Below are 13,898 nucleotides of genomic sequence, written 5' to 3' on the forward strand. Positions count from 1 at the left end.
AAACAAGGTTCAATAACTGTCCGGAGAGATCCTGAACTTGTTTCAGGATCTCTCCGGTATTTTTTTATCTCCTTGTCCCCGGTTATAAAATCCTGGCAATCCTTTAATCCGTTTAGTAGTCGTTCAGACAAACTTATGGCATTAAACTAATCCCGCCGCATGTTTTAATGCTTCGGTTATACCCGCGGGGGCCATTTTTAATTTAAACGCGTTGTGCCCATAACCTTTAGCACCTTGCATGGCTAATTGCGCAGCCTGCTGAAAGCTTTCTTCGGATACGGGCTTACCTGTGAGTGATTTTTCGGCATCAAACAAGCGCCATGGTTTGTGTGCTACACCTCCCATTGCCAGGCGCGCATTACGGATAACGCCATTTTCAATATCAAGGCCCGCGGCAACAGATACCAGGGCAAACGCGTATGATTGCCTGTCGCGTATTTTCAGGTAATAGCTGTTTTTGGCGAAATTATTATCAGGTATTTCCACGCCAACTATCAGTTCGCCCGGCGCCAAATGATTATCCATTTCGGGATGATCGCCAGGCAGGCGGTGAAATTCGGTAAATGGTAAACGGCGTTCGCCTTTTTTACCGGCAATTACGACCACAGCATCCAAAGCCGCAAGTCCAACACACATGTCACTTGGATGTACGGCTATACACTGCGAGCTGGCACCAAATATGGCGTGCATGCGGTTAACCCCTTCATAAGCGCCACAACCAGAACCGGGAGCACGTTTATTACAAGGCATAGCGGTATCATAAAAATAGGAGCAGCGGGTACGCTGCATCATATTACCGCCAACAGTAGCCATATTACGCAATTGCGGCGATGCCCCGGCCTTAAGGGCCATTGATAAAAGCGGCTGCTTTTCAATAACCAGCTTATTTTCTGATACTACGCTATTGAGGGCCAACGCCCCTATAAGTAAGCCTTTAGGGGTTGATGTTATATTTTTAAGTGGTAATTGATTTATATCAACAAGCTTATCGGGCGCGGTCACTCCCCGTTTCATGAGGTCGACCAGATTGGTACCGCCTGCTATTATTTTTGTACCGGGCTTATTGATAACAGCCAGCACGGCTTGTTGTGTGGCGGGACGAACATATTGAAATTGTTTCATACGGTTTGCCCTCCGTCTTTCACTTCCTGTATGGCATTAACTATATTGGGGTAAGCCCCGCAGCGGCAAATATTACCGCTCATATACTCTCTTATTTCGGCTTCCGACCCGGCATGCCCTTCGCGAATACAAGATACAGCCGACATGATCTGACCCGGCGTACAGTAACCACACTGAAAACCATCGTGTTTTATAAAGGCCTCCTGCATGGGGTGTAGCTGGTCGCCCTGGGCCAGGCCTTCAATGGTGGTTATCTTTTTCCCGTTCATCATAATACCAAATGTCAGGCATGAATTTATCCGTTGCCCATTAACATGAACGGTGCAAGCACCGCACTGCCCATAGTCGCAGCCTTTTTTTGTGCCGGTAAGGTCAAGCTGTTCGCGCAATATATCAAGTAAGGTTGCCCGTGGCTCAACAGAAAGGTTTTGCTGCTTTCCGTTCACCTCCATTTTTAATGGCACTTTTTCAAAAGCCGTGGCTATTTTTTCATCAACGTGCATAGTGGCCGCCTTTACAGCCGTTCCGGGAGTAAGCGCCACAGCCGTCAGCAACGATGATTGTTTAAGGAAATTTCTTCGTGAACTGTCTTTTACATCAGGCTGTTCGTCGGGCCCGTTACAGTTTTTTCCATTTTCCATAAATAATTGGCTTAATATGATGTTAAGTTAAGTATTTTATTAAAAAGCACCAACCAGGAAAAAATGTTTTGCAAACCCCTGCGCTATTAATCAATAATGGGATATACGCGATACGAAGCCGGATAATAACGGAACAAAATAAGATTTAAAGAGAGGGGGGAGGGAGGAACTTCAGACCCGGAAGGACAAGTCAACAAGCTATATCAGTTCGAACGGACAGGATGGGAATCAGACACTTTGATTGAGTATTGTTCGCTGTAAAAGCATCAGCTAAAGGTAAAATATCCGATTTTTTGAAAAAAAAAAGCACTGCCGGTAAAAACCCGCTGGTAAAAATGCCCTGAAAAACCGATAATTGGAGATATCAATTAAACTAAAACACCGGATAGAGTACCCTACCCGGTGTTTTAATTTAGTTTATATTTTACCAACGGCCGCCGCCGCCACGGTTGTTATCTTTTGAGTAGCCGCCGCCACCACCACGGTTACCACCATAGCCGCCACCGCCGCCACGGTTGCCACCATAACCGCCGCCGCCACGGCGATCGTTAGGTTTTTTCTCTTCCGCCTGGCTTACCGCAATTGAACGGCCCCTTACTTCAGAACCATTTAAGCCGGTAATAGCCGACTGAGCAGCTTCATCGTCTGGCATTTCAACGAATCCGAAACCTTTACTTCTTCCAGATTCTCTGTCAATAATTAGTTTTACGGTGCTTACTTCACCATACGCTTCAAAAAGCTCTTTTAAATCGGCTTCCTCTAATTGAAAAGGAAGGCTTCCTACGAATATGTTCATCAATCTTTAATTTATATGGGCAAGTTCATTTTTTTATTTGCCCTCTTTTGTTAACATCAAATATAGTAATAGATATTTGATGATTACTGCAAGATTTTGTGAATGAACGTTTTTTATTTTTTTTTAAATTAAATTAACATTTAACTAAAACAAAACCAGGTTGACCCGTGTTATAACGCACCGGTTATAAAACTATAATTTCCGAGCTAATCCACCTCAGCTTACCGATTCAATAATGTAATGTTTGCCATTAAGCATAAAATCATCGCCCGCAATCTTGCCGGTTAACTTTAAGCCAATGGGTGAAGCCGGGGACACCGCAAAGTAGTTTTTACCGTTAACCATCAGGCTGCCAGCGCTAATAGCCAGATAAAAGTTGCCATTATTAGTGATAATAGCACTACCTGTTTCGGCTTTATCGGAGGTAAAGGATGTATTGATCCGGTTAAGAGCAACCAAAAGTTTATTGGCTTCGTTTAATTGGGCCAGGTTTCGGTTGGTTTCCTGTTGCATCATAGCCCGGCCGGTTTCATATTTATCGCCGGCGCTGCTTTTGGTGTCTTCGTTTGATGCTTTTTGCGCCTCTTTTATGCCTAACTCTGCCGCATCCATACTTTTACGAACATATTCTGCACATAAATTGTATAATTCTTTTTTCAGATCGCTCATTTGAGGCATTAAATTAATATGGAAACAGGCCTTTTAAATTTTGATGCGGCAAAGTAAAGTAATTTATGATGAAGAACAGCACTTAAAAATAAAAGCCCCCTTGCACTCGCTGCTTGGGGGCTTTAAACCTAAACCTTATCACTATTTGCAGGTGTGAACCTACAAAGTAGATAAACGTTACAAATTGGCAAAATGGTATATCAACGTGATACTAATTGACAAAATAATGATAATTCAATAATATTAAATTTCTTTTAAGTTAATAATCAGCATCTTATGTCTTAATAAAAACACAATTTTAGTTAAAATAAATTCACAACGAACTATATTCCGGACGTTAAATCACACGGTTTTATATTACCATATAAAGTAAAAGCGCCTGCCGGCGAAGCCAACAGACGCTTTAAAAAATACATGGAGATTTTATTTATACATTTTCCATGCCATAATGCTTTAATACATCGGCTGGTACGCCGGTCCACTTATTTGGGGCATTGCCAGCATAGCCCACGTCTTTAACGCCTATTTCGCTGGTAAAAAACCCAGAGGCGGTTAAATCGCGCATACGGTTAAAGAATGCAACGCCCTGTGCCATTTCAGGTTTAGCCTTTTTAGGATAGGCTATCATATCAATCAGTTCTATTTGCTGCACTTTGGAGCTTTCGGTAAACACTTTGCCGAAACGGTTTAAGCATTGCAAATCAAGCCAGCGCAAGCCGCCACGCATAGGTGTCTGGTGCTCAGGCATATCCTTTACAATAAACTCAATAAAATCGGGCACCTTAGCGTCTGACGCACTGCCTGATTTTTCATCTTTGGGGATAATAATATCGGCAAGTAAGGTAATGGTAGCCATTTCTGCCGGAGTAAAAAACTTGTCGGCATTTAGTTTTTTATCGCGCTCAACTTCGTATGGTTGCCTGCCGGGAGGAACTTCACCCGTTGCCGGGGTAGCTTCTTCAGCTGCTTTTTTATCTTCGGTTTTACAGGCCTCCAGTAATAATCCTGCTGAAAGTGTGCCGAAGCCTAATGCTTTGATGGAATCACGTCTGTTCATAATAAATTGTTATTGGATTACTTGTTAAACATTTAATTTTTTTCTTTCCTGTAAAATATACTCAGCGGTACGCATAGACATGGCCAAGATGGTCCAGGTAGCGTTTTTATCACCTTGCTGTACAAACGGAGCTGCATCAACCACAAAAAGATTTTTACAGTCATGAGCCTGGCACCATTTGTTCAGGGCCGACTTTTTGGGGTCATCTCCCATACGAATAGTCCCCACTTCGTGGATAATTTTCCCCGGCGCTTCCAGCCCGTAGTTTGTTTCTGGGCCTTGCGGCGGTCCGTAAATGGCGCCCATGTTGTGCATAATTTCCTGGAAGGTTTCCTGCATGTGTTTGGCTTGTTTTATTTCGTCATCGGCCCATTTGTAATGGAACCTTAATACAGGGATACCATATTTATCAACCACGTTAGGATCAATCTCACAATAGTTGTCATAACGGGCAATAGCAGTACCACGTCCGGCCATGCCAAACTGGGTACCATAAAAACGACGGTAATCATCTTTTAATCCAGCACCATAGCCTCCGGCTTCTTTCATTTTACCATCGCGGCCCGGTACCAGACCATTCATATTTTGGATGCCATGACCAAAGCCATATGAAGGCATGTGTAAGCCACCACCATATTCTATATGGTAACCACGCGGGAAATCGAGTTTTTTATTATCAAGCCACCATGGCGAATAAATGTGCACACTGCCTGCGCCATCCTCGTTATAACGTTTACGGTCCATCAGTTGCGGAAGGAAACCGCCTGCGCTTGATCCGGTTGAATCATGCAGATAGTGACCAACTACGCCACTGCTGTTAGCCAAACCACCGGGATGCTCTGCCGATTTTGAATTAAGCAGGATCCTTGCCGACTCTCCTGCGCTGGCACCAAGTATTACCGTTTTGGCATTTACCTGGTACTCTTGCATATCTTCTTTATTTATGTATGATACGCCTGTAGCAAGCCCTTCTTTATTCGTAATTACTTCCCTCACCATGGCGTTGGAAATAACCTTTAAATTACCGGTTTTTATAGCTGGTATAACCAAACATGATGATGCTGAGAAATCACCATAAATTTTACAGCTGCGGCCGCACTGTCCGCAAAAGAAACAAGCGCCACGATCTTTATTATTAGGCAAAGCTTCGGTTAATACAGCGCCGCGGCCCGGTATAATTTTCACGCCTGCTTTTCTCGCTCCCTTAACAATGTACAGCTCATTTAGCCTTGGCTTTGGCGGGGGCAAAAAGATACCGTCAGGCTCATTCTCCAAGCCTTCTTTTGTACCGTAAACACCAATCAGCTGGTCAACCTTATCGTAAAAAGGTTTTACCTCATCATAAGTAATTGGCCAATCATCAGTAAGGCCATCTTTTGCTTTAAAATCATGCGGGCCCATACGTAGTGAAATACGGCCCCAGTGGTTGGTACGGCCGCCAAGCATACGAGAACGGAACCAGAAAAATTCTGTGTTATCCTTGGTGGTATAAGGCTCGCCTTCGATTTCCCAGCCGCCATATGCTGCGTCAAAATCGCCGAAAGGTCTTGTGGTACCCGCACCACGGCGCGGCGACTCCCATGGCCATTTTAATTGCTGTGAATCTTTAGCCGGGTCAAAATAAGCCCCAGCCTCCAGCATTAATACTTTTACACCAGCGTTGGCTAAAACATAACCTGCCATACCGCCGCCGGCACCCGAACCAACAACTACTACATCGTAGGTTTCTGTTGATTTTTTGATTTGTAGATCGCTCATAATATCAAATGTATCCTCTGTTTGGGAAGAAAAAAGATGCATGCTTATTGCGCACATCTGCCTGAAATTGGTTAATGGTATAAATATATTGAACACCGGGGCGCTTAATATATTTATGTTTTAAAATTACTATAATTCTTTAATAGATATATTACGGAAAGCAACTTCGTGGTTATGATCCTGCAATGCAATATGACCTTTGGGGTATTTGGCAAAATCGGCCCAGGTTTTAAATTTACTATTGTTCAGCATTTCAGTCCATTCCAGGCTGCCTATTTGTGTTTCAACTATTTTAGTTCCGTTTAGCCAAAAAGTAAGATGACCATCTTTTTTACGCAGCACTACCGAATTCCATTCACCTGCCGGTTTTGCGACATCGGCAGAGGGCGCTTTCAAGTCATATAACGAACCGGCAAGGTGGTTTGCTTTTTTATTGTCCGAAGCATTTTTATTATCAAGCACCTGCATTTCTACGCCGGTAAGGTAGGTTTCATTAAATTTAGGATCTTCATGAACCCCGAAAATGATACCGCTGTTGCCGGTGTCTGAAATTTTCCAGTCAATTTTTAGTTCAAAGTTTTCGTATTCCTTGTCGGTGAGCAGGTCGCCCTGGCCTTCGGCATTCGGATCAAGCTGCAAAGCGCCGTCAACAACCTTCCATGCAGTAACGTTATTTTTCAAATAGGTGTGCCAGCCGGTGGTTGTTTTACCGTCGAACAGGGGTTTGTAGCCTTTAGATTGTGCCGATACCGCAAAATGAAGCGCAGGAATGGCCATAAGACTCAAAAAGATCTTTTTCATTACAATGTTTTAGAATTTGGTTAAGATATACCATAAGGCGGGCTAAATATATCCGCTTTTTTTTAATGCTAAAACGATTATATCAAAAATAAATTACAAACAGCTGTGGACTGCTGTGTAAAATTATGGTTATACAAAAATATGCCTGCGAAAGCATTTAATGCCTATGAAAATCAAACGACAAGCTTGAAGCCAGACCTACAGTTATATAGCCGTAACTATCTTCAAAAAACTGGTTGTAATCATCCTGGCCGCGGTAACCTCCGCCAAACATTAAAGCTGCGCTCGGCATAAAAGGGAATTGGTAATAATACTTCAGACTTACGTTTAAACGCTTTTTAAAATCCACAGCCGAGTAATTGTTATACTTATCGGCAATATAGGTAAAATCAAAGCGGATACGCTGCCAGTTTTTATATGTCTTTTTACCTTTTTCCAACGGATCATCGTATGCTTTGGCCAGGTTATACATGCGGCTGCCATTGATCCTGATAAAACCGTAATGATCTTTTAAACCTTCAGACACACCCAGGCCAAATAAACCTGCATGTACCTCAAGGCCCAGGTTATCATAACGCTGTATAATAAGCCCGTCTTTATCTATACGTTTACCGGTATAGTATGTTAAGGTATAAAAGTTGGTGGTGAATTTGCCACTGTCGCGGTTAAAGCTGCCATCGGGATTTAATGATGGGCCCCTTACACCGTTGGAGTGGTGCGAATAGCCAAAAGAAAAGAATTTGGGGTTATAGGTATCCTCATTTACCCTGAAAAACACCGTTGCGCCCGGCATAAAACTGGGTGATTTTACAGGTGCTCCCCGTGATGCCAGTAAACGTATTTTAACCCTGGGCGTAAACACCGCGAAAAAACGCGATTTGGGTGTACTGAATAAAACAAAGTTGGGAGCCAGGTCGGCCGTAAGCTGGGTTTTTACTTTATTGAAGTAATCATTACCCCCTTCAGACAATCTTAAATTTTGATTATATATATAGTCAAACGCGTTATTTATAAGGCGTGTTTTAAAGAGGGTAGAATCGGCAGTAGTATCGGCAATGATCTTTTCCTGTAGTTTTGACACGAGAGTACCGGCCATTAATTTTCCGGGCAAAACAAAACAAGCCAGGCAGCAAATGATTTTTAAAGCGGCATTAAATTTAACAGGAAGGGCAGTATTATTTAAAACTGCTTTGCGGGGTATATATGTAATCAATTTGACGCCGATTATTTTGACCGAATAAGTGAACTATACTCAATTCCATTTAACAATATCATGTTAAAATACCGTTAAGAATTGTGTTGGCAATATTAGATATTATTCTGTTTTTAAGCGGTATAATCAGTGTCAAGCAAACGTAAAAGCTATGGAGCCCTGATTAGGATAAAGCCAATTGTTTTTTCTGCCTTCAGGATCTGTCGAGCTATACTGTGAAGCAGTTAAAAAAGCGTCAAGACTGTAACGAACGTGCAGGCAGGGGCGTCATATAATTACCTTGAAAATAGCGCAAATCAAATATTGTATAACCGGGCTTATGCTTAGCCTGCTACTGATAACCGGTATTACTGTTTGCTGCGGTCAAGCCGTTACAAAGCTTGTTATTCCAGCCAATTGTCTCGATAGCATCCCATCGTGGATGGCGAAGAGTAAAATACCTGTTCTGGCCGCCAGCGTGATAGAGGGAGGGGAAATTAAGGAACTAAAGATTTTCGGCAAGCTGGATAACGGGCAATCTGCGCCGCTCAATACCTTTTTCAATGTCGCCTCACTGACCAAACCGATTACCGCACTAACCGTTTTGAGACTTGTAGATATGGGTGACTGGAACCTGGACGAACCTTTGGACCGCTACTGGATAGACCCGGATATTCGGGCCGACCTGCGATATAAAAAAATAACCACCCGGATTGTGCTGAGCCATCAAACCGGCTTCCCCAACTGGCGCTCACAAAATCCGACAAAAAAACTGGCTTTCCTTTTTGATCCCGGCACACGGTATGGTTACTCGGGCGAAGGTTTTGAGTATCTGCGCCACGCGCTCGAAAACAAATTCCACAGAACCCTGCAACAACTGGCCGATTCCGTCCTTTTTAAACCACTGGGCATGAACCATACACGATATGGCTGGAGCGACAAACTGGATTCGACCCTTTTTGCCGAACCGCATGACAAGAACGGAGAAGTAATCAAAATGGCGAAAATCAAAAATATTGTGGCAGCAGACTGGTTAGTAACCACCATCAACGATTATTCAAAATTCGCGCTGGCTGTATTGAACCCAAAAGCGCTATCCAACCAGTTATTCACAGAAATGGTGACCCCGCAGGTAAAAATGCAGGGCGGCCCCAAAGAAAATATGGGTCTTGGCTGGGAAGTGATCAAACCGCTGGATAACGACGAATATCTGCTGATGCATACAGGATCGGATGATGGCGTAAAGACCCTTGTCATACTGTTTCCCAAATCCAAACGGGGCATAGTCCTTTTTACAAACGGAAACAATGGTTTCGATGTTATCAAGCAAACGATAAAAGCAGCGTTTCACCTGAAGGAACTTACACCTTAAAAATCAAAACAACCCCGCTATTATATAGTTGGTTTTTCAATTCTGTTTTATTATATTTGATTATAGCCAATCCTCCAATTTTAACCTGTGTATCATGATAAAAGTTGCAAATATTCTTGCGCGCAAGGGCGGCGGTGTTGTCACTATTGATGCGTGTACATCTGTTTTAGATGCCTTAAGATTAATGGCCGACAAAAATATCGGCTCGGTGGTAGTGATGGATAACGATGAATACGTTGGCCTGCTTACCGAAAGAGATTACGCCCGAAAAGTAATCCTGAAAGGAAAATCATCGCATGAAACCCCGGTAAGAGAGATCATGAGCACCGGACTGCCACGTATAATTCCCGAGAATACAATTGAAACCTGCATGCACGTCATGAGCGAAAGCAATATCCGCTATTTGCCTGTGTTTATTGACGATAACTTATGCGGCATCATATCCATCAATGACCTGGTTACCGAAACCATACTAGCGCAGCTGGAAACCATTGAACAATTAAAAAGCTATATCACTTCGTAGCATACCAAAACCAACGCCCTGTGCTATAAACACAAGGCGTTAATTTCTTTTGTCCATCCTTTTTTAGAATGTTATTGAACCACTTCGCTGATCTGGATAACGGGGGTGACGTTGGTGTACTTAGGAAAATCAGCTTTGATTTCCTCTGTATGCTGTGCAAGGGCATTCTCATAATCAGAAATTTTGTCAAAATACAAATAACCAATTGCCAGAAACGGAGCCGGATCATTCGCGGCCCTGCCTGATATCCCTTTATCAATAGCGTAAATTTTCAGGTTAAAAAATTTCGCCATCAGGGGCATGTGGCTCTTGGTGTAATAGTCCATGTCAAATGTTTTCCCTTCTCCATTTGGATACAGGACGGTTACTTTGATCATTCCTTTTTTTACTTGAGGAGCATCTTTTGTTTGGGCTTGCAGGCAACTTAAAGAAAGTCCGAAAAACAGGAGCAGTAAAATAGTTTTTCTTTTCATTTTATGGGTTTTAAGGTTGAACTAAAGATAGTGAAAATTGCCTCTCTATTGTAGAGACGCATCATTGCGTCTCCCACATTTATTTATCACCAGTTCTATTGAGAAACGCAATATGCGCCTCTTCAGAAAAAATGCTTTGCTTTAAATTTGATCAGCCCTTATCTTCTGCGTTTGTCTTCCGCGGATTGGTCCTGTTTAATTGCTATTTAAACCACAAATTTTCATACCTTGCATAATTTACCAACAACATATAGTGACGTTTCAGGATTTTAATTTCAACGAACAATTATTCGAAGGCATTCAAAGCATGGGATTTACCACCCCTACGCCTATACAGGAAATGGCCATCCCGGTTATTTTAAACGGACAAGACCTTATTGCCTGCGCGCAAACCGGTACCGGTAAAACGGGTGCTTATTTATTGCCTGTTTTAAACCACATCAGCAGCACCAATAAACACCATACCAGCGCGCTTATTTTGGCGCCAACCCGTGAGCTTGCTCAACAAATTGACCAGCAGGTAGAAGGGCTGGCTTATTTTACAGGCGTTAGCTCCATAGCTGTATTTGGCGGTGGCGACGGTATGGCCTACGAGCAGCAACGCCGGGGCATACAAAATAATGTAAATATTATTATTGCTACACCTGGCCGGTTGATAGCCCACCTTACATCGGGTGTTTTAAAGCTAAATCATTTAACCCACCTGATACTGGACGAGGCCGACCGCATGCTCGACATGGGTTTCTCGGACGACATCATGAAGATCATCAGCTATTTGCCCAAAACCAGGCAAACGCTGCTGTTCTCGGCTACTATGCCAGGACGCATCCGCTCATTGGCCAAAGCCATTTTAAAAGAACCGCAGCAAATCAACATCGCTATTTCGCAACCCGCTGTTGGTATCGATCAGCAGATCTATCGCCTGCACGACCAGCAAAAAACGCCATTGCTGCAGCTTATCCTGCGCGATTCGGCCTATACCAGTACCATCATTTTCGCATCGAGAAAAGAGATCGTAAAATCTCTATATAAAGAGCTTAAAGCTATAAAAATTAACGCGATGGCTTTTCACTCCGATCTGGAACAAAAGGAGCGCGAAGAAATACTGCTGAAATTTAAAAACAAACAGCTCCCGGTTATTATAGGTACCGACGCACTGTCGCGCGGTATTGACGTAGAAGGTATCGATCTGGTAATCAACTATGATGTTCCCGGCGATCCGGAAGATTATATTCACCGTATTGGCCGTACCGCACGTGCTGCCACCACAGGCACAGCCATCACCTTTGTTAACCACCGCGATGAGCGAAAGCTGAAAAACATTGAACAGCTGATTGAAAGACCCATCCGTTTAGTTGGCTTACCCGACGAACTGGCGGCTATACAACCCACACATCCGGTACATGCTGATCAGCACGATAACAAAAAGAAACCCAACAGGCGCTGGAATAAAAAGAAACCTAAAAAGAATATTCAGTAATGAAAAAGAGCATAGCCAAAACGCTGCTTTTACAAATGGTATTGGGGGCTGCATTGGCTGCCCCATGTGCTAATACGTTTGCACAGAATAAAAAAACATCGGGCAATCCGGTAGTTGAAGGTTGGTATGCCGATCCGGAAGCTAAAATATTCAATAAACAATATTGGTTATATCCAACCTATTCGGCTAAATACAATGAGCAGGTATTTATGGATGCCTTTTCATCACCCGATTTGGTACACTGGACCAAACACCCGCACATTATAGACACCAGCGGTGTAAAATGGGTGAGGCGTGCGCTTTGGGCTCCTGCCGTTACTGAAAAAGGCGGCAAATATTATATTTTCTTTGGCGCAAATGACATACAGAACAATAACGAAAAAGGCGGTATAGGCGTTGCGGTAAGCGATAACCCGGCCGGGCCTTTTAAAGACCATTTAGGCAAGCCCCTTATTGATCAGATAATCAACAAAGCCCAGCCTATAGATCAGTTTGTTTTTAAAGACGATGATGGCCAGTACTACATGATATATGGCGGCTGGGGGCAATGCAATATTGTGCGGTTAAAAGATGATTTCACCGGTCTTGTGCCATTTAAGGACGGTGAAACTTATAAAAAAATAACCCCCGAAGGTTACGTAGAAGGCCCGGTAATGTTTAAGCACAATGGTAAATACTATTTTATGTGGAGCGAAGGCGGCTGGACCGGTCCTGACTATCGCGTAGCCTATGCCATTGGCGATACCCCTTTCGGTCCGTTTAAACGTATAGGCACTATCCTGAAACAGGATGCCAGCATTGCTACCGGCGCGGGTCACCACTCGGTAATTAACGTACCTGGAACTGATGAATGGTACATTGTTTACCATCGCCGCCCATTAACCGAAACCGATGCGAATCACCGTGTAATGTGTATTGACAAGATGTATTTTGATACCGATGGAAACATCAAGCCTGTGAAGATCACCAATGAGGGTGTAGCGGCGCGGGTATTGAAATAGATCTTAACCGCTTTGTCATGCTGAACGAAGTGAAGTATCTATTCATAAACTATGCATATCGCATAACAGATACTTCACTTCGTTCAGCATGACAAGTAAGAGGGCCTAATAAAACTACAACCCAAACAACTCGCTGCTCAGGTATCTGTCGCCGCGATCGCAGCAGATAAAAACAATTACGCCTTCTTTAAGCTCTCCGGCCAGCTTTACGGCAGCAGACATTGCGCCGCCACTACTCATACCGGCAAAAATCCCTTCAACCTTAGCCAGTTTTCGGGCCATTTCAGTTGCATCCTCCTGCGATATATCCATCACCCTGTCAACCCGGGTAGCATCGAATATTTTGGGTAAATAAGCTTCGGGCCAGCGGCGTATACCGGGTATGGATGATCCTTCTGTTGGCTGGCAGCCAACTATCTGTATCTCCTTATTTTTATCTTTAAAGTACCTTGAACAGCCCATTATGGTGCCTGTAGTACCCATTGCGCTTACAAAATGCGTTATCTTACCCTCAGTATCGCGCCATATCTCCGGACCGGTGCCTTTTATATGGGCCATATAGTTATCGGGATTGGCAAACTGGTTAAGCAAAAAATACTCGTCAGAAGCGCTCTTTTCTTCGGCATAGTCACGACATTGTTCAATACCCTCCAACAAGGTAACCTTAGCGCCAAAAGCCTCCATGGTTAGCGTACGTTCACGGGTAGAATTGGATGGCATTACCAGCTCAATTTCCAGGTCAAACAAGCGGGCTATCATGGCAAGGGCAATACCGGTATTGCCGCTGGTAGCTTCAATAAGCTTAGTTCCCGGTTTAATGTCCCCACGTTCCAGAGCGCTGCTTATCATGTTTAATGCCGCCCTGTCCTTTACACTGCCTCCTGGATTATTTCCTTCCAGCTTCGCGTATATTTTTACATTAGGATTGGGGTTTAACTTCTTTATTTCAACCAGTGGCGTGTTGCCTATAATATCAATAATACCAGCCATAATAATGTTATGTGTTTAAAATA

Annotated in this window: 14 protein-coding genes; 4 read left to right on the top strand and 10 right to left on the bottom strand. The window is 43.4% G+C overall.

Features of this window, described 5'->3' with window-relative positions:
- Positions 1–141 precede the first annotated feature (141 nt).
- From SNE25_RS01530 to SNE25_RS01565, 8 genes are all read right to left on the bottom strand, one after another.
- Positions 142–1,122, bottom strand: a complete 981-nt coding sequence (locus tag SNE25_RS01530) for an FAD binding domain-containing protein (protein WP_321563328.1) — start codon at positions 1,120–1,122, stop codon at positions 142–144.
- Positions 1,119–1,763 (bottom strand): (2Fe-2S)-binding protein, encoded by a 645-nt coding sequence (locus SNE25_RS01535; RefSeq protein ID WP_321563329.1) that lies wholly within the window; start codon positions 1,761–1,763, stop codon positions 1,119–1,121. Before SNE25_RS01535 ends, SNE25_RS01530 begins: the two co-directional genes overlap by 4 nt.
- 424 nt (positions 1,764–2,187) lie before the next feature.
- Complete coding sequence (locus SNE25_RS01540; RefSeq protein WP_321563330.1) at positions 2,188–2,559, bottom strand: RNA recognition motif domain-containing protein; 372 nt, start codon at positions 2,557–2,559, stop codon at positions 2,188–2,190.
- A gap of 216 nt (positions 2,560–2,775) precedes the next feature.
- Entirely contained in the window at positions 2,776–3,228 is a 453-nt protein-coding gene (locus SNE25_RS01545) for a 3-oxoacyl-ACP synthase (protein ID WP_321563331.1), read from the bottom strand.
- Positions 3,229–3,655: 427 nt separating this feature from the next.
- Positions 3,656–4,285, bottom strand: coding sequence for a gluconate 2-dehydrogenase subunit 3 family protein (locus SNE25_RS01550; RefSeq protein ID WP_321563332.1), 630 nt, complete (start codon positions 4,283–4,285; stop codon positions 3,656–3,658).
- A gap of 24 nt (positions 4,286–4,309) precedes the next feature.
- On the bottom strand, positions 4,310–6,043 hold the full coding sequence (locus tag SNE25_RS01555; protein WP_321563333.1) for a GMC family oxidoreductase: 1,734 nt from the start codon (positions 6,041–6,043) through the stop codon (positions 4,310–4,312).
- A 129-nt stretch (positions 6,044–6,172) separates the two neighbouring features.
- A complete protein-coding gene (locus tag SNE25_RS01560; protein ID WP_321563334.1) occupies positions 6,173–6,844 on the bottom strand; it encodes a 3-keto-disaccharide hydrolase in 672 nt (223 codons plus the stop codon).
- Between the two features lie 157 nt (positions 6,845–7,001).
- The gene (locus tag SNE25_RS01565) at positions 7,002–8,057 is read right to left on the bottom strand and encodes a hypothetical protein (protein WP_321563335.1); all 1,056 of its coding nucleotides are present in this window, start codon (positions 8,055–8,057) and stop codon (positions 7,002–7,004) included.
- A gap of 319 nt (positions 8,058–8,376) precedes the next feature.
- Between SNE25_RS01565 and SNE25_RS01570 the strand changes: the two genes are divergently transcribed.
- Together SNE25_RS01570 and SNE25_RS01575 are read left to right on the top strand one after the other, a co-directional pair.
- Complete coding sequence (locus SNE25_RS01570) at positions 8,377–9,408, top strand: serine hydrolase domain-containing protein (RefSeq protein ID WP_321563336.1); 1,032 nt, start codon at positions 8,377–8,379, stop codon at positions 9,406–9,408.
- A 94-nt stretch (positions 9,409–9,502) separates the two neighbouring features.
- A complete protein-coding gene (locus SNE25_RS01575; protein ID WP_321563337.1) occupies positions 9,503–9,931 on the top strand; it encodes a CBS domain-containing protein in 429 nt (142 codons plus the stop codon).
- A 71-nt stretch (positions 9,932–10,002) separates the two neighbouring features.
- On the opposite strand, the gene SNE25_RS01580 is transcribed toward SNE25_RS01575, so the two are convergent.
- Entirely contained in the window at positions 10,003–10,404 is a 402-nt protein-coding gene (locus SNE25_RS01580) for an EthD family reductase (RefSeq protein WP_321563338.1), read from the bottom strand.
- A gap of 253 nt (positions 10,405–10,657) precedes the next feature.
- Here SNE25_RS01580 and SNE25_RS01585 point away from each other — a divergent pair, with 253 nt between their 5' ends.
- Both SNE25_RS01585 and SNE25_RS01590 read left to right on the top strand, forming a co-directional pair.
- The gene (locus SNE25_RS01585) at positions 10,658–11,884 is read left to right on the top strand and encodes a DEAD/DEAH box helicase (RefSeq protein WP_321563339.1); all 1,227 of its coding nucleotides are present in this window, start codon (positions 10,658–10,660) and stop codon (positions 11,882–11,884) included.
- Positions 11,884–12,885, top strand: a complete 1,002-nt coding sequence (locus SNE25_RS01590) for a glycoside hydrolase family 43 protein (protein ID WP_321563340.1) — start codon at positions 11,884–11,886, stop codon at positions 12,883–12,885. The genes SNE25_RS01585 and SNE25_RS01590 overlap by 1 nt, the downstream gene beginning before the upstream one ends.
- A gap of 114 nt (positions 12,886–12,999) precedes the next feature.
- Here SNE25_RS01590 and cysM read toward each other — a convergent pair whose 3' ends face one another.
- A complete protein-coding gene (gene cysM / locus SNE25_RS01595) occupies positions 13,000–13,875 on the bottom strand; it encodes a cysteine synthase CysM (protein ID WP_321563341.1) in 876 nt (291 codons plus the stop codon).
- Positions 13,876–13,898 lie beyond the last annotated feature (23 nt).

Origin of the sequence: Mucilaginibacter sabulilitoris (genome assembly GCF_034262375.1) — a bacterium.
In the GTDB taxonomy this organism is placed as follows: Bacteria; Bacteroidota; Bacteroidia; order Sphingobacteriales; family Sphingobacteriaceae; genus Mucilaginibacter; species Mucilaginibacter sabulilitoris.